The organism is Pseudomonas khorasanensis (assembly GCF_014268505.2).
Lineage (GTDB): Bacteria > Pseudomonadota > Gammaproteobacteria > Pseudomonadales > Pseudomonadaceae > Aquipseudomonas > Aquipseudomonas khorasanensis.
The window spans coordinates 342,368-365,174 of sequence record NZ_JABWQP020000003.1 but is presented as its reverse complement, the minus strand read 5'-3'; the positions used below and the strand labels follow the sequence as shown (position 1 = coordinate 365,174).

General features: G+C 57.2%; 23 protein-coding genes. 20 read left to right on the top strand and 3 right to left on the bottom strand.

All coding sequences use genetic code 11. The annotated features are described in order from the left end of the window. Positions 1-4 precede the first annotated feature (4 nt). The 3 genes from recF to dnaA are packed head-to-tail and all read right to left on the bottom strand — an operon-like array spanning position 5 to position 3,788. Positions 5-1,108, bottom strand: coding sequence for a DNA replication/repair protein RecF (gene recF / locus HU727_RS11005; RefSeq protein ID WP_186531275.1), 1,104 nt, complete (start codon positions 1,106-1,108; stop codon positions 5-7). A 13-nt stretch (positions 1,109-1,121) separates the two neighbouring features. Then, complete coding sequence (gene dnaN, locus HU727_RS11000; RefSeq protein WP_053125301.1) at positions 1,122-2,225, bottom strand: DNA polymerase III subunit beta; 1,104 nt, start codon at positions 2,223-2,225, stop codon at positions 1,122-1,124. Positions 2,226-2,264: 39 nt separating this feature from the next. After that, positions 2,265-3,788, bottom strand: a complete 1,524-nt coding sequence (gene dnaA / locus HU727_RS10995) for a chromosomal replication initiator protein DnaA (RefSeq protein ID WP_186531273.1) — start codon at positions 3,786-3,788, stop codon at positions 2,265-2,267. A 567-nt stretch (positions 3,789-4,355) separates the two neighbouring features. Between dnaA and rpmH the strand changes: the two genes are divergently transcribed. The 20 genes from rpmH to HU727_RS10895 all read left to right on the top strand — a co-directional run bounded on the left by rpmH (position 4,356) and on the right by HU727_RS10895 (position 22,806). Next, positions 4,356-4,490, top strand: a complete 135-nt coding sequence (gene rpmH, locus HU727_RS10990; RefSeq protein ID WP_003213577.1) for a 50S ribosomal protein L34 — start codon at positions 4,356-4,358, stop codon at positions 4,488-4,490. Between the two features lie 16 nt (positions 4,491-4,506). Continuing rightward, positions 4,507-4,908, top strand: coding sequence for a ribonuclease P protein component (gene rnpA, locus HU727_RS10985; RefSeq protein WP_217844315.1), 402 nt, complete (start codon positions 4,507-4,509; stop codon positions 4,906-4,908). Beyond that, entirely contained in the window at positions 4,901-5,146 is a 246-nt protein-coding gene (gene yidD, locus HU727_RS10980; RefSeq protein ID WP_027901580.1) for a membrane protein insertion efficiency factor YidD, read from the top strand. The genes rnpA and yidD overlap by 8 nt, the downstream gene beginning before the upstream one ends. A gap of 2 nt (positions 5,147-5,148) precedes the next feature. Next, entirely contained in the window at positions 5,149-6,831 is a 1,683-nt protein-coding gene (yidC, locus tag HU727_RS10975) for a membrane protein insertase YidC (RefSeq protein WP_186531271.1), read from the top strand. An 81-nt stretch (positions 6,832-6,912) separates the two neighbouring features. Beyond that, the gene (gene mnmE / locus HU727_RS10970) at positions 6,913-8,280 is read left to right on the top strand and encodes a tRNA uridine-5-carboxymethylaminomethyl(34) synthesis GTPase MnmE (protein WP_186531269.1); all 1,368 of its coding nucleotides are present in this window, start codon (positions 6,913-6,915) and stop codon (positions 8,278-8,280) included. 552 nt (positions 8,281-8,832) lie between these two features. Then, on the top strand, positions 8,833-10,731 hold the full coding sequence (gene mnmG, locus HU727_RS10965; protein WP_186531267.1) for a tRNA uridine-5-carboxymethylaminomethyl(34) synthesis enzyme MnmG: 1,899 nt from the start codon (positions 8,833-8,835) through the stop codon (positions 10,729-10,731). Continuing rightward, entirely contained in the window at positions 10,728-11,372 is a 645-nt protein-coding gene (gene rsmG, locus HU727_RS10960; RefSeq protein ID WP_186531265.1) for a 16S rRNA (guanine(527)-N(7))-methyltransferase RsmG, read from the top strand. The genes mnmG and rsmG overlap by 4 nt, the downstream gene beginning before the upstream one ends. Before the next feature lie 18 nt (positions 11,373-11,390). Continuing rightward, positions 11,391-12,188 (top strand): ParA family protein, encoded by a 798-nt coding sequence (locus tag HU727_RS10955; protein WP_016772400.1) that lies wholly within the window; start codon positions 11,391-11,393, stop codon positions 12,186-12,188. A 9-nt stretch (positions 12,189-12,197) separates the two neighbouring features. Next, entirely contained in the window at positions 12,198-13,070 is an 873-nt protein-coding gene (locus HU727_RS10950; RefSeq protein ID WP_186531263.1) for a ParB/RepB/Spo0J family partition protein, read from the top strand. A gap of 148 nt (positions 13,071-13,218) precedes the next feature. After that, a complete protein-coding gene (locus HU727_RS10945; protein WP_186531261.1) occupies positions 13,219-13,626 on the top strand; it encodes a F0F1 ATP synthase subunit I in 408 nt (135 codons plus the stop codon). A gap of 16 nt (positions 13,627-13,642) precedes the next feature. Further along, the gene (gene atpB, locus HU727_RS10940) at positions 13,643-14,512 is read left to right on the top strand and encodes a F0F1 ATP synthase subunit A (RefSeq protein WP_186531259.1); all 870 of its coding nucleotides are present in this window, start codon (positions 13,643-13,645) and stop codon (positions 14,510-14,512) included. Positions 14,513-14,645: 133 nt separating this feature from the next. Then, positions 14,646-14,903 carry a F0F1 ATP synthase subunit C gene (gene atpE, locus HU727_RS10935; RefSeq protein WP_003097235.1) on the top strand — a complete coding sequence of 86 codons (258 nt, stop codon included), beginning with the start codon at positions 14,646-14,648 and terminating at the stop codon, positions 14,901-14,903. Between the two features lie 59 nt (positions 14,904-14,962). After that, positions 14,963-15,433, top strand: a complete 471-nt coding sequence (locus HU727_RS10930) for a F0F1 ATP synthase subunit B (protein WP_016772403.1) — start codon at positions 14,963-14,965, stop codon at positions 15,431-15,433. Between the two features lie 12 nt (positions 15,434-15,445). Further along, entirely contained in the window at positions 15,446-15,982 is a 537-nt protein-coding gene (locus HU727_RS10925) for a F0F1 ATP synthase subunit delta (RefSeq protein ID WP_007911956.1), read from the top strand. A gap of 21 nt (positions 15,983-16,003) precedes the next feature. Next, entirely contained in the window at positions 16,004-17,548 is a 1,545-nt protein-coding gene (atpA, locus tag HU727_RS10920) for a F0F1 ATP synthase subunit alpha (protein WP_186531257.1), read from the top strand. 50 nt (positions 17,549-17,598) lie between these two features. Then, positions 17,599-18,459, top strand: coding sequence for a F0F1 ATP synthase subunit gamma (atpG, locus tag HU727_RS10915; protein ID WP_008084419.1), 861 nt, complete (start codon positions 17,599-17,601; stop codon positions 18,457-18,459). A 27-nt stretch (positions 18,460-18,486) separates the two neighbouring features. Further along, positions 18,487-19,866 (top strand): F0F1 ATP synthase subunit beta, encoded by a 1,380-nt coding sequence (gene atpD, locus HU727_RS10910; RefSeq protein WP_034152182.1) that lies wholly within the window; start codon positions 18,487-18,489, stop codon positions 19,864-19,866. A gap of 45 nt (positions 19,867-19,911) precedes the next feature. Further along, positions 19,912-20,337, top strand: coding sequence for a F0F1 ATP synthase subunit epsilon (locus tag HU727_RS10905; protein WP_016772407.1), 426 nt, complete (start codon positions 19,912-19,914; stop codon positions 20,335-20,337). 117 nt (positions 20,338-20,454) lie between these two features. After that, positions 20,455-21,822 (top strand): bifunctional UDP-N-acetylglucosamine diphosphorylase/glucosamine-1-phosphate N-acetyltransferase GlmU, encoded by a 1,368-nt coding sequence (glmU, locus tag HU727_RS10900; RefSeq protein ID WP_186531255.1) that lies wholly within the window; start codon positions 20,455-20,457, stop codon positions 21,820-21,822. 207 nt (positions 21,823-22,029) lie between these two features. Then, positions 22,030-22,806, top strand: a complete 777-nt coding sequence (locus tag HU727_RS10895; RefSeq protein ID WP_186531253.1) for a DeoR/GlpR family DNA-binding transcription regulator — start codon at positions 22,030-22,032, stop codon at positions 22,804-22,806. The last annotated feature ends 1 nt before the right edge of the window (position 22,807 follow it).

Genomic DNA, 22,807 nt, shown 5'->3' with positions numbered 1-22,807 from the left:
GCCTTCACTCCCGATGGTCGTGGGTCTGGGTGATACGGCCCTGTTCCACGTGGAACAAAGCGACCGGCGTTTCCGTCTGCCAGCCTTCCCTCAATAATTCGTGATCTACACAGGTGATAAACACCTGGCAGCGTAAGTCTTCCAGCAAACGGCACAGCGCGCGTCGATGGCTCTCGTCCAGTTCGGACGGCAGATCATCCACCAGATAAATACACTGACCGCGTCGGGCCTGGCTGACCAGATGCCCTTGGGCAATCCGCAGCGCACAAACCACCAGCTTCTGCTGACCCCGGGACAAGATGTCCGCGGCATTGTGCGCGCCCAATCTAAGGCGCAAGTCAGCGCGTTGCGGCCCCGCCTGGGTGTGCCCCATCTGCTGATCCCGTTGTACGGAACCTGCGAGTACGGCGCTCAATTCACGGTCTTTGTCCCAGCCTCGGTAATAGCTGAGCGTCAAACCCTTAAGCTCAACCAGTTCGCTCAGGGTCTGTTCGAAGACCGGTTTCAAGGCTTGAATGTAAGCGCGGCGGTATTCATCGATTTCAGCGCTGGCCTGGCACAGTTCCCTGTCCCAAACCGCTTGCGAAACGGCGTCAAGTGTACCATGCCGCAGCCATGAGTTTCTCTGGCGCAGGGCCTTCTGCAAGCGCTGCCAGGTGGCCATGAAACGGGGCTCGACATGGAACACGCCCCAGTCGAGAAACTGCCGACGAATCTTCGGCGCACCTTCCAGCAAACGGAAGCTGTCCGGGTTGATCAGTTGTAAGGGCAAGATCTCCGCCAACTGCGCCGCGCTGCGGGCATTCTGACCGTCGATACGAATCTGGAACTCGCCCTGACGATCGCGGGAAATCCCCAAAGCACTGTGTCCGCCTTCGGCCAATTCGACCTGACCGAAGACGGTGCAGGCGAGTTGCTCGTACTGAATGACGGGCAACAACCGGGTACTACGAAACGAACGGGCAAGCCCCAGCAGATGGATGGCTTCCAGAACACTGGTTTTGCCGCTGCCGTTGGCGCCGTAAAGAATGTTGATGCGGGGGGAGGGGGAGAAGGTCACCGGGTGCAGATTGCGCACCGCGGTGACCGAAACGCGACTTAAGGACATCCAGGATCTGCTGTTACAGGCGCATCGGCATGACAACGTAAGCCGAGTCGTCGTTGTCGGACTCTTGCACCAGCGCACTGCTGTTGGAGTCGGACAGGATCAGACGAACCTGCTCGGTAGTCATCACGCCCAGCACGTCGAGCAGGTAACTGACGTTGAAGCCGATCTCCAAAGAGCCGCCGTTGTACTCAACGCCCACTTCTTCTTCCGCTTCTTCCTGCTCCGGGTTGTTGGCCTGAATCTTCAACTGCCCGTTGGCCAGTTGCAGGCGGATACCACGGTACTTTTCGTTGGACAGGATCGCCGTGCGGCTGAACGCTTCGCGCAGCGCCTGACGATCGCCCAGTACCAGCTTGTCGCCGCCCTTGGGCAGAACGCGCTCATAGTCCGGGAACTTGCCGTCGACCAGTTTCGAGGTGAAAGTGAATTCACCGGTAGTGGCGCGGATGTGGTGCTGACCCAGCACGATGCTGACATTGCCGTCCGGCTCGGTGAGCAGACGCGCCAGTTCGAGGATACCTTTGCGCGGCACGATCACTTGATGGCGATCAGGCTGGCCGATATCGGCCTTCATCGAGCACATCGCCAGACGGTGACCGTCAGTGGCCACAGCGCGGATGATGCCTTCGGAAACTTCCAGCAGCATGCCGTTGAGGTAGTAACGCACGTCCTGCTGGGCCATGGCGAAGCTGGTGCGCTCGATCAAACGGCGCAGTTTGCTTTGCTCCAGGCTGCAGGTCAGCGAGCCAGGACCTTCTTCGACAGTCGGGAAATCGTTGGCCGGCAAGGTCGACAGAGTGAAGCGACTGCGACCGGCCTTCACAACCAGCTTCTGCTCGTCGACCTTGATGTCGATCAGCGCATCGTTAGGCAGGCTTTTGCAGATGTCCATCAACTTGCGCGCAGGCACGGTGATGGAACCTGTTTCAGCCGGCTCTTCAAGTTGCACACGGCCAACCAGTTCGACTTCAAGGTCGGTACCGGTCAGCGACAGTTGCTGGCCTTCGACTACCAACAGCACGTTGGAAAGTACCGGCAAGGTCTGTCGGCGCTCGACGACGCCTGCGACCAGTTGCAGGGGTTTCAACAGGGCTTCGCGTTGAATGGTGAAATGCATGGTCTAGTCCCTTGCCTTAATAAGCTGCGCTGGTGTTCATCAAGTGGTCAGTGTACGCAGCAGGTTCTTGTAGTCCTCGCGGATGTCCGCGTCGGATTCCTTAAGTTCGTTGATCTTGCGGCAGGCGTGCAACACGGTGGTGTGGTCGCGTCCGCCAAACACATCACCGATTTCCGGCAGACTGTGGTTAGTCAATTCTTTCGACAACGCCATGGCGACCTGACGTGGACGCGCTACCGAGCGCGAGCGGCGCTTGGACAGCAGATCGGAAATCTTGATCTTGTAGTACTCGGCGACCGTGCGCTGAATGTTATCCACAGAGACCAGTTTATCCTGCAGCGCCAACAAGTCTTTCAGGGACTCGCGAATCAGCTCGATGGTGATATCGCGGCCCATGAAATGCGAATGGGCGATCACGCGTTTCAGCGCACCTTCCAGTTCGCGGACGTTGGAGCGGATGCGCTGGGCGATAAAGAATGCGGCGTCGTGCGGGAGATCGACTTTGGCCTGATCCGCCTTCTTCATCAGAATCGCTACACGGGTTTCCAGCTCCGGCGGCTCGACCGCCACGGTCAGGCCCCAGCCGAAGCGGGACTTCAGGCGTTCTTCAAGGCCCTCGATTTCCTTCGGGTAGCGGTCACTGGTGAGAATGACCTGCTGACCACCTTCAAGCAGGGCGTTGAAGGTGTGGAAAAACTCTTCCTGAGAGCGCTCTTTACGAGCAAAGAACTGAATGTCATCGATCAGCAAAGCGTCCACCGAACGGTAGAAACGCTTGAACTCGTTAATGGCGTTCAGTTGCAGCGCCTTGACCATATCAGCCACGAAACGCTCGGAATGCAAGTACACGACCTTGGCATTCGGGTTCTTCTTTAACAGGTGGTTACCCACCGCGTGCATCAAGTGGGTTTTACCCAGGCCGACGCCACCATAAAGGAAGAGCGGGTTATAGCCGTGCTTGGGATTATCTGCCACTTGCCAGGCCGCCGCGCGGGCGAGCTGGTTGGATTTGCCTTCGACGAAATTCTCGAAGGTGAATGTGCGGTTCAGGTAACTGGTGTGCTTGAGCGCACCTTCAACCTGCACGGTGCGCTGTTCAGCGCGAACCGGGGCCTGTTGCGAAGCGGCACCGGCCATGGGGTCGAAGCTGTCGCGCGAAGGCTCTTCGCTGATTTCAGCGGTTTTCTGTGTGGAACGCTTGGCGGGGGCCGGTGTTGGGGCCGGTGCCGAAGTGCTCGCCGGGACACTGTTGGACTGAGCCTGGGAGACCTGTGCGGCCGCCAGTGGAGCATTCGGGGCAGCACGGGGCGCCGAGCTGCGTTTGCTGCCTATTAATAAGGACAGCGCCGGCGCCACGCCATTGCCGTGCTCATCCAGTAGCTCAAGGACGCGGCCCAGATACTTTTCGTTGACCCAGTCCAGCACGAAACGATTCGGTGCGTAGACGCGCAACTCGTCGCCTTCGGCTTCGACCTGTAGTGGACGGATCCAGGTGTTGAATTGTTGGGCAGGCAGCTCTTCGCGCAAAAGCTCCACGCACTGCTGCCAAAGTTCCACTGACACGGATATCCCCTAAGTTGAAAGCCGGTGAGGCAAAAACAAGCGGCCATTGTAGCGGCGAGCTGTTCACTTATCCACATGCAGGTAGGTCCACGATCGTCTTTTATCAATGCGTTAACGCGCAAAAAGGCGACCAACGGCGTGCGAATAAGCTCTGTGGATAACCGCCTCTAAGGGCACTGGACAAGTGGGGGTTGAACTCGGTGGATAACCTGCCTGTGGATAACACGTCATTCCACGCACAGGTTTTCCGATGGCACAGCACAGGCTGAACACGGTTTTCCACTGTAGTTGTCATTCTCTGTACACCACGTGCGATATAGCCTTAACCTAGTTATCCACAAGCGGAGGCCTCTCTAGCTTTTATAAGCTTTACAAAAAAGCTTTAAATAAGTCCCTTCTTTATTCTTATGTATGGCCAGGACGTTTTCAGGCACAGAAGCTCCCGAGATCTATTTATAAGGAAACGCTGGTTGGAAATTGACCTGAGGACTTGCTTTCTCTAGAATCCCCGGTCTCTTAAAACGGGGGCCATTCCGGCCCGTTGTGGACGAACCAGGTAACACGACAATGAAACGTACTTTCCAACCAAGCACTATCAAACGCGCTCGTACCCACGGTTTCCGTGCTCGCATGGCTACCAAGAACGGCCGCGCAGTCCTGTCGCGTCGTCGCGCCAAAGGTCGTGCGCGTCTGGCAGTTTGATAATCCGGTACTGGAGGTGAGTCAGGACTTCAGTCGGGAAAAGCGTCTGCTTACTCCCCGGCATTTCAAGGCAGTCTTTGACTCCCCTACCGGCAAGGTTCCGGGGAAAAATCTCCTGCTCCTTGCACGCAACAACGATCTTGATCACCCCCGTCTCGGGCTGGTAATCGGGAAAAAGAGCGTAAAGCTCTCCGTTGAGCGCAATCGCCTCAAACGTCTGATGCGCGAATCGTTCCGTCTGCACCAGGATTCACTGGTTGGCTGGGACATTGTTATCGTCGCGCGCAAAGGTTTGGGTGATGTAGAAAACCCCGAATTGATTCAGCATTTCGGCAAACTCTGGAAACGTCTGGCGCGTAGCAAGCCGGTTCCAGCAGTCAAAACCGAAACTGTAGGGGTAGACAGCACTGATGCGTAAACTGGCCCTCGTTCCGATCCAGTTTTATCGCTATGCCATTAGTCCTTTAATGGCCAGTCACTGTCGTTTCTACCCCAGTTGTTCCTGCTACGCGTATGAAGCCATTGAAAATCATGGCCTTCTGCGCGGTGGCTGGCTGACCTTTCGTCGCTTAGGTCGCTGTCATCCGTGGAATCCCGGTGGTTATGACCCGGTTCCACCTGTCCCTACCTCCCGTTCTTCTTCGATGGCCGAGTAATCATGGATATCAAACGCACGATCCTGATCGTCGCACTGGCAATCGTGTCCTACGTCATGGTTCTTAAATGGAACCAGGATTATGGCCAAGCTGCCCTGCCGACTCAGAATGTTGCTTCCAGTACGACTACATCCGGTTTGCCGGACACCGCCACTGGCTCAAATGCTGCCGTCAGTGACGATATTCCGCGCGCCGCCAGCGATACCAGCGCACCTGCGGAAACGCCGGTCGCCGCCAGCAAGGATCTGATCCAGATCAAAACCGACGTGCTCGATCTTGCGATCGATCCACAGGGTGGCGACGTAGCTCAGCTGACTTTGCCTCTGTATCCACGTCGTCAGGATCGTCCTGATGTACCGTTCCAGCTGTTCGATAACGGCGGCGAGCGTGTTTATCTGGCGCAAAGCGGTCTGATCGGCACCAACGGTCCGGATGCAAACCCGGCCGGTCGTCCGGTTTACTCCTCGGAGAAGAAGGTTTATCAACTGGCTGACGGTCAGGATCAACTCGTCGTTGACCTGAAGTTCAGCAAGGACGGCGTCAGCTACATCAAACGTTTCACAGTGAAACGCGGCCTGTATGACGTGACAGTCTCCTACATTGTGGATAACCAGAGCGCTCAGCCCTGGAACGGCGCAATGTTTGCCCAGCTGAAGCGCGACGCCAGCGCTGATCCTTCGTCGACTACTGCCACCGGCACTGCGACTTACCTGGGCGCTGCCCTGTGGACAAGTTCGGAGCCGTACAAGAAAGTCTCCATGAAGGACATGGACAAGGCGCAGCTTAAAGAAACCGTCACCGGTGGCTGGGTCGCCTGGTTGCAACACTACTTCGTGACTGCATGGATTCCGGCGAAGGGCGAAAACAACATCGTCCAGACCCGTAAGGACAGCAAGGGCAACTACATCATCGGTTACACCGGTCCTACGTTGACCGCTGCTCCGGGCGCCAAGGCTGAAACCAGCGCTGTGCTGTACGCTGGTCCGAAAAGCCAGGCGGTGTTGAAAGAGTTGTCCCCAGGTCTGGAATTGACCGTCGACTACGGCATTCTGTGGTTCATTGCCCAGCCAATCTTCTGGTTGCTGCAGCACATCCACGCGATTGTCGGTAACTGGGGCTGGTCGATCATTTTCCTGACCATGCTGATCAAAGGGATTTTCTTCCCGCTGTCAGCCGCCAGCTACAAATCGATGGCGCGCATGCGTGCCGTGGCGCCGAAACTGGCTGCGCTGAAAGAGCAACATGGCGATGACCGGCAGAAAATGTCGCAAGCCATGATGGAGCTGTACAAGAAAGAGAAGATCAATCCGCTGGGCGGCTGCTTGCCGATCCTCGTGCAGATGCCGGTTTTCCTTTCTCTGTACTGGGTACTGCTCGAAAGCGTGGAAATGCGCCAGGCGCCGTTCATGCTGTGGATCACTGACCTGTCGATCAAGGATCCGTTCTTCATCCTGCCGATCATCATGGGCGCAACCATGTTCATCCAGCAGCAGTTGAACCCGACACCTCCGGATCCGATGCAGGCGAAGGTCATGAAAATGATGCCGATCATCTTCACCTTCTTCTTCCTGTGGTTCCCGGCTGGTCTGGTGCTGTACTGGGTTGTGAACAACTGCCTGTCGATTGCACAACAGTGGTACATCACGCGTAAGATCGAAGCGGCGACGAAAAAAGCCGAGGCGTAACTTGCACTGTGGATAACACCACTCAAAACGCCCCCTAGTGGGGCGTTTTGCTATCTGCCACTTTTGTCTGGATTCCGGTTTATGAGCACACCTCGTGAAACCATTGCCGCCGTTGCGACCGCACAGGGCCGCGGCGGTGTGGGCATCGTCCGTATTTCCGGGCCGCTGGCCAGCATCGCGGCAAAAGCCATCAGCGGCCGCGAACTGAAGCCGCGCTATGCCCATTACGGGCCGTTTTTCAGCGACGACCAACAAGTGCTCGATGAAGGCTTGGCGCTGTACTTCCCGGGGCCGAACTCATTCACCGGCGAAGACGTTCTGGAACTGCAGGGCCACGGTGGCCCGATCGTGTTGGACATGCTGCTCAAGCGCTGCCTGGAACTCGGCTGCCGTTTGGCGCGTCCAGGTGAATTCAGCGAACGAGCCTTTCTCAACGACAAGCTCGACCTGGCCCAGGCCGAGGCGATTGCCGATTTGATCGAGGCCAGTTCTGCACAGGCTGCGCGCAACGCCCTGCGTTCGTTGCAGGGTGCGTTTTCCCAGCGTGTGCATAACCTCACCGAACAATTGATCGGCCTGCGCATCTACGTCGAAGCCGCCATTGATTTTCCGGAGGAAGAAATCGACTTCCTTGCCGATGGCCATGTGTTGAGCATGCTCGACAAAGTGCGTGATGAATTATCCACAGTTCTGCGGGAAGCCGGGCAGGGCGCGTTGTTGCGTGATGGCATGACCGTGGTGATTGCCGGTCGACCCAACGCCGGCAAATCCAGCCTGCTGAATGCGCTGGCGGGTCGTGAAGCCGCTATCGTGACCGAGATCGCCGGCACTACTCGGGATATCCTGCGCGAACATATCCACATCGACGGTATGCCGCTCCACGTTGTGGATACGGCGGGCCTGCGCGACACCGATGACCATGTGGAAAAGATCGGGGTTGAACGGGCACTGAAAGCCATCGGTGAAGCGGATCGCGTTTTGTTGGTAGTCGATGCGACCGCCCCGGAAGCGCTGGATCCGTTTGCGCTGTGGCCCGAGTTCTTGGAAACCCGACCGGATCCGGTGAAAGTCACCCTCATCCGCAACAAAGCGGATCTTACGGGTGAAGCGATTAGCCTGGAAACCAGCGAGGATGGCCATGTGACGATCAGTCTCAGCGCCAGGTCCGCCGAAGGGCTCGACCTGCTGCGTGACCATCTCAAGGCCTGCATGGGTTACGAGCAGACTTCAGAAAGCAGCTTCAGCGCACGCCGCCGGCATCTTGAAGCGCTGCGTCATGCCAGTGCTGCGCTTGAACATGGCCGTGCCCAGCTGACACTGGCGGGTGCAGGAGAACTGCTGGCCGAAGACTTGCGTCAGGCGCAGCATTCCCTGGGAGAGATCACTGGCGCGTTTAGCTCGGATGATCTGTTGGGAAGAATCTTTTCCAGCTTCTGCATCGGCAAATAGTACCTTCGCTACGCCCGGCAGGTCCGCTCGTGACCTGCCTTCTCCCTTCTCAGCATTATTTTCGTCCACTGTTGGACCGATTTTTCGGTCCCGACGGGAATTTTCTGCGTGCGAAATTCCGTTCTTCAGTCAATATCTGTGGATTAAGCCCTGTGAATAACCGCCGCTAAGGTCGGTTGATAACAGGGCCTGAAAACTGGATATAAACCCCTATGTGGATAACTGCCTCTTTCATCCACAGGCTTACACCGGTTATCCAATGGCCTCATCGAGACATGAGCACAGGGTTTTGAAAGTCTGTACATAGCGGATTTAAAGGCCTATAGAGATCTATCCACAGAAATCACGCTCAGTAAGAATAAACATAAAAACAAAGGTTTTATAAATTTCTCTCTTTTTTATTCTTTTTACCTGGAGTTCTCCACAGCTGGTTAATTTTTGTGCAGAGGGTTCTTTAGGAAGGACGAAGTCCCTATACTTGCCGACCAGGTTCAGAAACCTGATCTCAATCTATTTCCTGAATGACCTACTTAAGCAGGCACGAGGTGCGTGGTGGATTTCCCTTCCCGTTTTGAAGTGATCGTCATCGGCGGCGGTCATGCCGGTACCGAGGCAGCACTGGCGTCAGCACGCATGGGGGCAAAAACACTCCTGCTGACGCATAACGTGGAAACCCTCGGTGCCATGAGCTGCAATCCGGCCATCGGTGGCATCGGCAAAAGCCATCTGGTCAAGGAAATCGACGCCCTGGGCGGCGCGATGGCCATGGCAACCGATAAGGGCGGAATCCAGTTTCGCGTGTTGAACAGCCGCAAAGGCCCAGCCGTGCGGGCAACCCGTGCCCAGGCCGACCGGATTTTGTACAAAGCCGCTGTCCGCGAAATTCTGGAGAATCAGCCGAACCTGTGGATATTCCAGCAAGCCGCTGACGACTTGATCGTCGAGCAGGAACAAGTCCGCGGCGTGGTGACGCAAATGGGTCTGCGTTTCTTCGCCGATTCCGTGGTGTTGACCACCGGTACGTTCCTCGGTGGACTTATCCACATTGGTCTGCAGAATTTCTCGGGTGGTCGTGCCGGTGATCCTCCCTCGATTGCACTGGCTCACCGTCTGCGTGAGTTGCCTTTGCGCGTTGGACGGTTGAAAACCGGTACGCCGCCACGCATCGATGGCAAAACTGTGGATTTCTCGGTGATGACCGAGCAGGCTGGCGATACGCCGATCCCGGTCATGTCGTTCATGGGCAACAAGGAACAGCATCCACGGCAAGTCAGCTGCTGGATTACTCACACCAACGCCCGCACCCACGAAATCATCGCGGCGAACCTCGATCGTTCGCCGATGTATTCCGCTGCCGGTGAAATCGAAGGCGTCGGCCCACGCTATTGCCCTTCGATCGAAGACAAGATTCACCGGTTTGCCGACAAGGAAAGCCATCAGGTATTCATCGAACCGGAAGGTCTGACTACCCATGAGCTGTATCCGAACGGCATATCCACAAGTTTGCCCTTCGACGTGCAATTGCAGATCGTCCAATCGATCCGCGGCATGGAGAATGCGCACATCATGCGTCCGGGTTATGCGATCGAGTACGACTACTTCGATCCGCGTGACCTGAAGTACAGCCTGGAAACCAAAGTCATCGGCGGTCTGTTCTTCGCCGGGCAGATCAACGGCACCACCGGTTACGAAGAAGCCGGGGCCCAGGGATTGCTGGCCGGAGCCAACGCGGCACTGCGCGCCAAAGGCAAGGAAGCCTGGTGTCCGCGCCGTGATGAAGCGTACATCGGTGTTTTGGTTGACGACCTGATCACCTTAGGTACTCAAGAGCCTTACCGCATGTTCACTTCCCGCGCCGAGTACCGCCTGATCCTTCGCGAGGACAACGCCGATTTGCGCTTGACCGAAAAAGGTCGCGAACTGGGCCTGGTCGATGACGCGCGCTGGGCTGCCTTCTGCAAGAAACGCGAAAGCATCGAACTCGAAGAGCAGCGCCTGAAAAGCACCTGGGTTCGCCCGGGCACGCCGCAGGGCGAAGCGATTGCGCAAAAGTTCGGCACACCGCTGACCCACGAATACAACTTGCTCAATCTCTTGAGTCGTCCGGAAATCGACTACGCTGGCCTGGTCGAAGTGACCGGGCAGGGCGCCGATGATCCACAAGTCGCCGAGCAGGTCGAGATCAAAACCAAGTACGCCGGTTACATCGACCGCCAGCAGGACGAGATCGCCCGTCTGCGCGCCAGTGAAGACACAAAACTGCCTGTGGATATCGATTACACCAACATTTCCGGTCTCTCCAAGGAAATCCAGAGCAAGCTCGGCGCAACCCGTCCAGAGACGCTGGGCCAGGCTTCGCGGATTCCGGGTGTAACGCCGGCGGCGATTTCGCTGTTGATGATTCATTTGAAAAAACGCGGCGCGGGCCGTCAGTTGGAGCAAAGCGCTTGAGTTCTAAGGTCACTTCGCAGCACGCCGAAGAGTTATCCACAGGAGCCCGCGCGCTCGGTGTCAATCTGACCGAAACCCAGCACGAATTGTTGCTGGGTTATCTGGCTCTGTTGATCAAATGGAACCAGGCCTACAACCTGACCGCCGTTCGCGACCCCGACGAGATGGTTTCGCGGCACTTGCTCGATAGTCTCAGCGTGATGTCGTTCATCGAAAACGGTCGCTGGCTCGACGTCGGCAGTGGCGGCGGGATGCCTGGCATCCCTTTGGCGATTCTGTATCCGGCGTCGCAAGTGACCTGTCTGGACAGCAACGGCAAGAAAACCCGCTTCCTGACCCAAGTCAAACTCGAGCTAAAACTGGATAACCTTCAAGTTATCCACAGTCGTGTGGAAGCCTTCCAGCCTGAACAGGCGTTCAACGGGATCATTTCCCGGGCCTTCAGCAGCATGGAAAACTTCACCCACTGGACTCGCCATCTTGGCGACGCCGATACACGCTGGCTGGCAATGAAGGGCGTTCATCCCGCTGATGAGCTGGTAGCATTGCCGGCAGATTTCAAACTCGATAGCGAACACGCCCTGGCCGTACCCGGTTGCCAAGGCCAACGCCATCTGCTGATACTGCGCCGCACGGCATGATTGGGAACACAAGCAAGAATGGCTAAGGTATTCGCGATAGCGAACCAGAAGGGTGGCGTGGGCAAGACCACCACCTGCATCAACCTCGCAGCATCCCTGGTCGCGACCAAGCGCCGGGTGCTGTTGATCGATCTTGATCCACAGGGCAACGCCACCATGGGTAGCGGTGTGGATAAACATGGCCTGGAAAACTCGGTTTATGACCTGCTGATCGGCGAATGCGATCTGGGCCAGGCCATGCACTTTTCCGAGCATGGTGGTTATCAGTTGCTGCCGGCCAACCGCGATCTGACGGCGGCGGAAGTGGTGCTGCTGGAAATGCAGATGAAGGAAAGCCGTCTGCGCAGCGCGCTGGCGCCGATCCGCGATAACTACGATTACATTCTGATCGACTGCCCACCGTCGCTGTCGATGCTGACGCTGAACGCATTGGTGGCTGCAGACGGGGTAATTATCCCCATGCAGTGCGAGTACTTTGCGCTCGAAGGCTTGAGCGACCTTGTGGATAACATCAAGCGCATCGCCGAATTGCTGAATCCGAACCTGAAAGTCGAAGGTTTGCTGCGAACCATGTACGACCCGCGCCTGAGCCTGATGAACGATGTCTCGGCGCAGCTCAAGGAACACTTTGGCGATCAGCTGTACGACACGGTGATTCCGCGCAATATCCGTCTGGCCGAAGCACCGAGCTACGGCATGCCGGCGCTGGCCTACGACAAGCAATCGCGCGGCGCCCTGGCCTATCTGGCGCTGGCGGGCGAGATGGTTCGCCGTCAGCGCAAAAACTCACGCATCGCCGCCGCCCAGCCAACTTAAGGAATCCCCATGGCCGTCAAGAAACGAGGTCTCGGACGTGGACTGGATGCACTGCTGAGTGGTCCGACGGTCAGCTCGCTGGAAGAACAAGCCGCGCAAGCTGACACCCGCGAACTGCAGCATCTGCCGCTGGACCTGCTCCAGCGCGGCAAATACCAGCCGCGCCGCGATATGGATCCTCAGGCGCTGGAAGAACTGGCGCAGTCGATCAAGGCTCAAGGCGTGATGCAACCGATCGTGGTTCGCCCGATTGGCGGCGGCCGCTTCGAAATCATCGCCGGTGAGCGCCGCTGGCGCGCCAGTCAGCAAGCCGGGCAGGAAACCATCCCGGCGATGGTCCGTGATGTTCCGGATGAAACTGCAATCGCCATTGCGTTGATCGAAAACATTCAGCGTGAAGATCTCAATCCGATCGAAGAAGCGGTAGCGCTGCAGCGTCTGCAACAGGAATTCCAGCTGACCCAGCAGCAGGTCGCCGAGGCTGTGGGTAAGTCCCGGGTCACTGTGGCTAACCTGTTGCGACTTATTGCGCTGCCTGAAGTCATCAAAACCATGCTTTCCCATGGTGATCTGGAAATGGGTCATGCCCGCGCTTTGCTCGGTCTGCCGGACAATCAGCAGGTGGAAGGGGCGCGACATGTTGTCGCACGAGGCCTGACCGTGCGCCAAACCGAGGCACTGGTTCGCCAGTGGTTGAGTGGCAAACCGGAGCCCGTCGAGGCGGCCAGACCCGACCCCGACATCGCGCGCCTTGAGCAACGACTGGCCGAGCGCCTAGGCTCTGCGGTGCAGATTCGTCATGGCAAGAAGGGCAAAGGCCAGTTAGTGATTGGTTATAATTCGCTCGATGAGCTTCAAGGTGTGCTCGCACACATCCGCTGAAACATTTCCTCATGTAGCGCGCAGTCGGAAATCACTACCTGACAGTTGAATAGGGGCAGAACCGCCCCTATACTCTGCGCGCATTTTGTCGGCACAAATTATGCCAAGTTATTGAATTCTGGCAGCCGACCATTGGAGAGCAATAGTGATGGAAACCCGCAAGCCAAACCGCCTGCCGTTCCATCGCCTGGCGGTTTTTCCGGTGTTGATGGCTCAATTTGTCGTTTTGCTCATTGCCGCTTTGGCGCTCTGGCAATGGCATGGAGTCGTTGCCGGATACTCGGGACTTTGCGGAGGCCTGATAGCCTTGCTGCCCAATGTTTATTTTGCTCACAAGGCATTTAGGTTTTCCGGTGCCAGAGCAGCCCAGTCCATCGTCCGGTCTTTTTATGCCGGCGAGGCAGGCAAACTGATTTTGACGGCAGTGCTTTTTGCACTGGTGTTTGCAGGTGTGAAGCCATTGGCGCCGATAGCAGTATTCGGCGCGTTCGTGCTGACTCAGTCGGTCAGCTGGTTCGCTCCCCTGCTGATGAGAACAAGACTTTCGAGACCTTAGGGCGTTTGAGGCAACCATGGCAGAGACAACCGCTTCGGGCTATATCCAGCACCACTTGCAGAACCTGACTTTCGGTCAGTTACCCAACGGCGGCTGGGGCTTTGCCCACACCGCAGCAGAAGCCAAGGAAATGGGCTTCTGGGCTTTCCACGTCGATACCCTCGGCTGGTCGGTCGCGCTGGGTCTGATCTTCGTTCTTCTTTTCCGCATGGCGGCGAAGAAGGCGACTTCGGGTCAGCCGGGTGCTTTGCAGAACTTCGTTGAAGTATTGGTCGAATTCGTCGATGGCAGCGTGAAAGACAGCTTCCATGGCCGTAGCCCGGTGATCGCACCGCTGGCACTGACCATCTTCGTCTGGGTGTTCCTGATGAACGCCGTCGACCTGATACCGGTCGACTGGATTCCTCAGTTGGCCATCCTGATATCCGGTGATGCGCATATCCCGTTCCGCGCCGTGTCGACGACCGACCCGAACGCGACCCTGGGCATGGCGTTGTCGGTCTTCGCACTGATCATTTTCTACAGCATCAAGGTCAAGGGCATCGGCGGCTTCATCGGCGAACTGACCCTGCACCCGTTCGGCAGCAAGAACATTTTCGTTCAGGCCCTGCTGATTCCGGTGAACTTCCTGCTGGAGTTCGTGACGCTGATCGCCAAGCCGATCTCTCTGGCGCTGCGTCTGTTCGGCAACATGTATGCCGGCGAGCTGGTGTTCATTCTGATTGCTGTGATGTTCGGCAGCGGTCTGCTCTGGCTGAGCGGCCTGGGCGTTGTTCTGCAGTGGGCATGGGCTGTGTTCCACATCCTGATCATCACGCTGCAGGCGTTCATCTTCATGATGCTGACCATCGTCTACCTGTCGATGGCGCACGAAGAAAACCATTAAGGCCAGTCTCGACTAGTCTGATGTCCTTCCCGGTAAAACGGGGAGGGGCTCTTCACAGGGCACCTGAAACGATTTGTTTTACCGCTTTAATCTAAAAAACCTAAACCATACGACGTAAAAGTCGGGAGGAAAGATGGAAACTGTAGTTGGTCTAACCGCTATCGCTGTTGCACTGTTGATCGGCCTGGGCGCACTGGGTACCGCAATTGGTTTCGGCCTGCTGGGCGGCAAGTTCCTGGAAGGCGCAGCGCGTCAGCCAGAAATGGTTCCAATGCTGCAAGTTAAAATGTTCATCGTTGCCGGTCTGCTCGACGCCGTAACCATGATCGGTGTTGGTATCGCTCTGTTCTTCACCTTTGCGAACCCGTTCGTTGGTCAGATCGCTGGCTGATTACCCGGAGTCTTCCGAGTAATCTGGTGTGATGGACAACGTAACTGCGAGGTGTTGGCGTGAACATTAATGCGACCCTGATTGGCCAGTCCGTTGCGTTCCTGATTTTTGTACTGTTCTGCATGAAGTATGTGTGGCCTCCGGTCATCGCTGCTCTGCACGAACGTCAAAAGAAGATCGCTGATGGTCTGGACGCTGCCAGCCGTGCAGCTCGCGACCTGGAGTTGGCCCAAGAAAAAGCGGGTCAGCAACTGCGCGAAGCGAAAGCTCAGGCAGCTGAAATCATCGAGCAAGCCAAGAAACGCGGTAACCAGATCGTCGAAGAGGCTGTTGAAAAAGCCCGTATCGACGCTGACCGTGTGAAGGTTCAGGCTCAAGCCGAGATCGAACAGGAACTGAACAGCGTCAAAGACAAGCTGCGTGCCCAAGTGGGCTTGCTGGCTGTCGGCGGCGCCGAGAAGATCCTGGGTGCCACAATCGATCAAAACGCGCACGCAGAGCTGGTTAACCAACTGGCTGCTGAAATCTAAGCGAGGGCGATCATGGCAGAACTGACCACGTTGGCCCGACCTTACGCTAAGGCGGCCTTCGAGCACGCTCAGGCCCACCAGCAACTGGCCAATTGGTCAGCCATGCTCGGCCTGGCAGCAGCGGTGTCGCAAGACGACACCATGCAGCGCGTGCTCAAGGCCCCGCGACTGACGAGCGCAGAAAAGGCCGCCACGTTCATTGACGTGTGCGGCGACAAGTTTGATGCCAAGGCACAGAACTTCATCAACGTCGTTGCCGAAAACGACCGTCTCCCGCTTCTGCCGGAGATCGCCGCTCTTTTCGACCTGTACAAGGCCGAGCAAGAGAAGTCGGTAGACGTTGAAGTAACCAGTGCATTTGCATTGAACCAAGAACAGCAAGACAAACTCGCCAAGGTTCTCAGTGCACGACTCAACCGGGAAGTGCGCCTGCAAGTTGCGGAGGACGCTGCCTTGATTGGTGGTGTCGTGATCCGCGCCGGCGACCTGGTTATCGATGGCTCGATTCGCGGCAAAATCGCGAAACTTGCCGAAGCATTGAAATCTTGAGTTTGAAGGGGCAGCAGAGCAATGCAGCAACTCAATCCTTCCGAAATAAGTGAAATTATCAAGGGCCGCATCGACAAGCTCGATGTGACCTCCCAAGCCCGTAACGAAGGCACTGTCGTCAGCGTATCTGACGGCATCGTGCGGATTCACGGTCTGGCCGACGTCATGTACGGCGAGATGATCGAGTTTCCGGGCGGCGTCTACGGTATGGCCCTCAACCTGGAGCAAGACTCCGTAGGTGCCGTTGTATTGGGCTCCTACCAGTCTCTGGCTGAAGGCATGAGCGCCAAGTGCACCGGCCGCATCCTCGAAGTTCCTGTTGGTAAGGAATTGCTGGGCCGCGTAGTCGATGCGCTGGGTAACCCTGTTGACGGTAAAGGTCCACTGGGCAACACCGAGACCGACGCGGTCGAGAAAGTTGCTCCAGGCGTGATCTGGCGTAAGTCGGTAGACCAGCCTGTACAGACTGGCTACAAGGCTGTCGATGCCATGATCCCTGTCGGCCGTGGCCAGCGTGAGCTGATCATCGGTGACCGTCAGATCGGTAAAACCGCTCTGGCGATCGACGCGATCATCAACCAGAAGAACAGCGGCATTTTCTGCGTCTACGTAGCCATCGGTCAGAAGCAATCGACCATCGCCAACGTGGTTCGCAAGCTGGAAGAAAACGGCGCCCTGGCCAACACGATCATCGTGGCTGCCAGTGCTTCGGAATCTCCTGCGCTGCAATTCCTGGCACCGTACTCCGGTTGCACCATGGGTGAATTCTTCCGCGACCGCGGTGAAGACGCGCTGATCGTTTATGACGACCTGTCCAAGCAAGCAGTGGCTTACCGCCAGATTTCCCTGCTGCTGCGCCGTCCACCAGGCCGTGAAGCTTACCCAGGCGACGTGTTCTATCTCCACTCCCGTCTGCTGGAGCGCGCATCCCGCGTTTCGGAAGAATACGTAGAGAAGTTCACCAACGGCGCAGTGACCGGCAAAACCGGTTCCCTGACCGCGCTGCCGATCATCGAAACCCAGGCTGGCGACGTTTCCGCGTTCGTTCCGACCAACGTGATTTCCATCACCGACGGTCAGATCTTCCTGGAATCGGCCATGTTCAACTCGGGCATCCGCCCTGCAGTGAACGCCGGTGTTTCGGTATCCCGTGTGGGTGGTGCCGCTCAGACCAAGATCATCAAGAAGCTCTCCGGTGGTATCCGTACCGCTCTGGCTCAGTACCGTGAACTGGCGGCATTCGCCCAGTTCGCTTCTGACCTGGACGAAGCCACCCGCAAGCAACTTGAGCATGGTCAGCGCGTTACCGAGCTGATGAAGCAGAAGCAATACGCCCCAATGTCGATCGCTGACATGGCGCTGTCGCTGTATGCCGCTGAGCGTGGGTTCCTGACTGACATTGAAATCGCCAAGATCGGCAGCTTCGAACAAGCGCTGATCGCTTTCTTCAACCGCGATCACGCCGATTTGATGGCCAAGATCAACGTTAAAGGTGACTTCAATGACGAAATCGACGCTGGCATGAAAGCCGGTATCGAGAAGTTCAAGGCCACCCAAACCTGGTAAGCCGCAGCGGGAGCCGCGAGGCTCCCGCTTGCTAACCTGATAGGTGTTACATGGCAGGCGCAAAAGAGATTCGCAGTAAGATTGCGAGCATCAAAAGCACGCAAAAGATTACCAGCGCCATGGAAAAAGTGGCGGTCAGCAAAATGCGCAAGGCACAAATGCGCATGGCTGCTAGCCGTCCTTATGCGGAGCGTATCCGCCAGGTAATTGGGCATCTGGCCAACGCCAACCCGGAATACCGCCACCCGTTCATGATCGACCGCGCCATCAAGCGTGTCGGTTATGTCGTCGTGAGCAGTGACCGTGGTTTGTGCGGTGGCTTGAACACCAACCTGTTCAAGGCCCTGGTCAAGGACATGGCGGTAAACCGCGAAAACGGCGTCGAGATTGATCTGTGTGTCGTTGGTAGCAAGGGTGCGGCCTTTTTCCGCAACTTCGGCGGTAACGTCGTTGCAGCTATCAGCCACCTGGGTGAAGAGCCGTCGATCAATGATCTGATCGGCAGCGTCAAGGTGATGCTGGATGCCTACCTGGACGGCCGTATTGACCGCCTGTCCGTGGTGTCCAACAAGTTCATCAACACCATGACGCAACAGCCTACCGTGGAGCAGTTGATTCCACTGGTGGCAACCCCGGATCAGGATCTCAAGCACCACTGGGACTATCTCTACGAACCGGACGCCAAAGAGCTGCTTGATGGCTTGATGGTCCGTTACGTCGAGTCGCAGGTCTACCAGGCGGTGGTCGAGAACAACGCGGCTGAACAAGCTGCGCGGATGATCGCGATGAAGAACGCTACCGACAACGCCGGTGATTTGATCAGCGATTTGCAGCTGATCTACAACAAGGCGCGTCAGGCTGCGATCACCCAAGAGATCTCGGAAATCGTCGGCGGCGCTGCCGCGGTTTAACGGTTCAAATATTCAGAGGATCCAGCTATGAGTAGCGGACGTATCGTTCAAATCATCGGCGCCGTTATCGACGTGGAATTTCCACGCGACAGCGTACCGAGCATCTACAACGCGCTGAAAGTAATGAGCGCGGCTGAAACCACTCTGGAAGTTCAGCAACAGCTGGGCGACGGCGTGGTTCGCACCATTGCGATGGGTTCCACCGAGGGCTTGAAGCGCGGTCTGGAAGTTACCGATTCCGGCGCAGCCATCTCCGTACCGGTCGGTAAAGCGACTCTGGGCCGGATCATGGACGTCCTCGGTAACCCGATCGACGAAGCTGGCCCGATCGACACCGAAGAGCGTTGGGGCATTCACCGTCCAGCGCCTTCGTTCGCTGAACAGGCAGGCGGCAACGACCTGCTGGAAACCGGCATCAAGGTTATCGACCTGGTTTGCCCGTTTGCCAAAGGCGGTAAAGTCGGTCTGTTCGGTGGTGCCGGTGTGGGCAAAACCGTAAACATGATGGAACTGATCCGTAACATCGCCATCGAGCACAGCGGTTATTCCGTGTTCGCCGGTGTGGGTGAGCGTACTCGTGAGGGTAACGACTTCTACCACGAGATGAAGGACTCCAACGTTCTGGACAAAGTGGCACTGGTTTACGGTCAGATGAACGAGCCGCCGGGAAACCGTCTGCGCGTAGCCCTGACTGGCCTGACCATGGCCGAGAAGTTCCGTGACGAAGGTAACGACGTTCTGCTGTTCGTCGACAACATCTATCGTTACACCCTGGCCGGTACCGAAGTATCCGCACTGCTGGGCCGTATGCCTTCGGCAGTAGGTTACCAGCCGACCCTGGCTGAAGAGATGGGCGTTCTGCAGGAACGTATCACTTCGACCAAGGAAGGTTCGATCACTTCGATCCAGGCGGTATACGTACCGGCGGATGACTTGACCGACCCGTCGCCAGCGACCACTTTCGCCCACTTGGACGCCACCGTCGTTCTGTCCCGTGACATCGCTTCGCTGGGTATCTACCCGGCGGTGGATCCACTGGATTCGACTTCGCGCCAGCTGGACCCGAACGTGATCGGCCAGGACCACTACGACACCGCTCGCGGCGTTCAGTACGTTCTGCAGCGTTACAAAGAGCTGAAAGACATCATCGCGATCCTGGGTATGGACGAGCTGTCGGAAGCCGACAAACAGTTGGTTAACCGTGCTCGTAAGATCCAGCGCTTCTTGTCGCAGCCGTTCTTCGTGGCTGAAGTCTTCACCGGTGCTTCGGGTAAATACGTTTCCCTGAAAGACACCATTGCTGGCTTCAAAGGCATCCTCAACGGTGACTACGACCACCTGCCAGAACAAGCGTTCTACATGGTTGGCGGCATCGAAGAAGCGATCGAGAAAGCCAAGAAACTGTAATCCCGGCGCCCGGCAACGGGCGCTAATTTAGGTTGAGGCAATCAGATGGCTATGACAGTCCATTGCGATATCGTCAGCGCGGAAGGGGAAATCTTTTCCGGCCTGGTCGAGATGGTGATTGCGCACGGTGCACTGGGTGATCTTGGTATCGCTCTGGGTCACGCGCCGCTGATCACTAATCTGAAGCCAGGTCCGATCCGCCTGATCAAGCAAGGCGGGGAAGCCGAGGTGTTCTACATCTCCGGTGGTTTCCTCGAGGTTCAGCCGAACATGGTCAAGGTACTTGCCGATACCGTGCAACGTGCTGCCGACCTGGATGAAGCTCAGGCTCAAGCAGCTCTCAAGGCTGCCGAGAATGCCCTGAACGAAAAAGGCGCGGACTTCGATTACGGCGCCGCTGCCACACGTCTGGCCGAGGCTGCAGCTCAGCTGCGCACCGTTCAGCAGATCCGCAAGAAGTTTGGCGGTTAATCCGCCAGCCGCTTGTTGTGCGATTGATAAAAAAGGGTAGCCTCGGCTACCCTTTTTTCTTCTTCCGAATTCAAACCCCGGTCGCAGTTGCTGACCACCCAGGATTGGTAGCCAGTCATGTCTCTCGAAATCGTTATCCTCGCGGCCGGTCAAGGCACTCGCATGCGTTCGGCGCTGCCAAAAGTACTGCATCCGATTGCCGGCAATTCCATGTTGGGCCATGTTATCCACAGCGCCCGGCAACTTGATCCACAGCGCATCCACGTCGTTATCGGCCACGGCGCCGATGTCGTGCGCGAGTGTCTGGCGGCGGATGATCTGAATTTCGTGCTGCAGGACAAACAGCTCGGTACTGGCCATGCCACCGCCCAGGCGGTGCCATTCATCGAGGCTGACACCGTGCTGATTCTGTACGGTGATGTGCCACTGATCGAAGTCGAAACCCTGCAGCGCTTGCTCAAGCACGTTGTTCCCGGCCAGATGGGCTTGTTGACGGTCGAGCTGGACGATCCGACCGGTTACGGTCGTATTGTCCGTGACGCCGAAGGCAAGGTTGCCGCAATCGTCGAGCACAAGGATGCCAGCGAAGCCCAGCGGGCGATCACTGAAGGCAATACCGGCATCCTTGCAGTCCCTGCCAGTCGTCTGGCCGACTGGATGAGCCGTCTGTCGAACAACAACGCTCAAGGCGAGTACTACCTGACCGACGTGATCGAGATGGCCGTCAGCGATGGCCTGGTCGTGGCCACTGAACAACCGCACGACCCGATGGAAGTGCAGGGCGCCAATGACCGCAAACAGCTCGCCGAGCTGGAGCGTCACTATCAGTTGCGTGCAGGCCGTCGGCTGATGGCCCAAGGCGTCACTCTGCGTGACCCGGCCCGTTTCGACGTGCGCGGCGAAGTCACCGTGGGTCGCGACGTGCTGATCGATATCAATGTGATCCTCGAAGGCAACGTCGTCATCGAGGACGATGTAGAGATCGGCCCGAACTGCGTGATCAAGGACAGCACCCTGCGCAAAGGCGTGGTGATCAAGGCCAACAGCCACATCGAGGGCGCGATTCTCGGCGAGGGCAGTGATGCCGGTCCTTTCGCGCGGTTGCGCCCGGGCACGGTGCTCGACGCTCGCGCCCATGTGGGTAACTTCGTTGAGCTGAAAAATGCACACATGGGCGAGGGTGCCAAGGCTGGCCACCTGACCTACCTGGGCGACGCCGAGATCGGTGCGCGCACCAATATCGGCGCTGGCACCATCACCTGTAACTACGATGGCGCCAACAAGTGGAAAACGGTGCTGGGCGCAGATGTCTTCATTGGCTCGAACAACTCGCTTGTCGCGCCTGTGGATATCTCCAACGGTGCGACCACCGCTGCCGGCTCAACCATCACGCAGAATGTGGATAACGCTCAGTTGGCGGTTGGCCGAGCACGTCAGAAGAATATCGACGGCTGGAAGCGCCCGGAAAAAATTAAAAAATCCTGACTTATCCACAGTTCCTTGTGGGAGCGAGCCTGCTCGCGAATGCTGTCTAGCAGTGACATTTTCTGTTACTGGCGCAGAGCTTTCGCGAGCAGACTCGCTCCCGCAGTAGGTTCTATCTTCCTGAATTTTTCTCCCTGCGTCTTGACGGCATCCTTTCGATAGAGTTTCATTGCTTTCGTTATCTTTCGAATCGAAACTTAAGCCGCCATGTCAAAGCGCAACACGCCCCAACGCCGTCATAACATTATTTCCTTGCTCAATGAGCAAGGCGAAGTCAGTGTGGATGAGCTGGCCAAGCGCTTCGAAACCTCCGAAGTTACGATTCGAAAGGACCTGGCCGCTCTCGAAAGCCATGGTCTTTTGCTGCGCCGTTACGGCGGGGCGATCACCATGCCTCAGGAGTTGGTCGCGGAAACTGCCCAAAGCGTGTCTTCCTACAAACAGGCGATTGCCCGCGCGGCGGTTCAACGTATCCGCGAGCACGCGCGCATCATTATCGACAGTGGCAGTACCACGGCCGCGATGATTCCCGAATTGGGACGCCAGCCCGGCCTGGTGGTGATGACCAATTCCCTGCACGTCGCCAACGCCTTGAGCGAACTCGAACACGAGCCGGTGTTGTTGATGACCGGCGGCACCTGGGACCCGCACTCCGAGTCCTTCCAGGGCCAGGTAGCCGAGCAGGTACTACGCTCTTACGACTTCGATCAATTGTTTATCGGCGCCGACGGCATCGATCTGGTTCGCGGCACCACCACCTTCAACGAATTGCTCGGCCTCAGCAGGGTGATGGCCGACGTTGCGCGAGAAGTCATCGTGATGGTGGAGGCCGACAAGATCGGCCGCAAGATTCCTAACCTGGAGCTGCCCTGGAGCAGCGTCCATACCCTCATTACCGATGATCGCCTGCCTGTCGAGGCACGGGATCAGCTTCAGGCCCGCGGAATCACTTTGATTTGCGCGGCTGTCAGTCAGGAGAAATAAC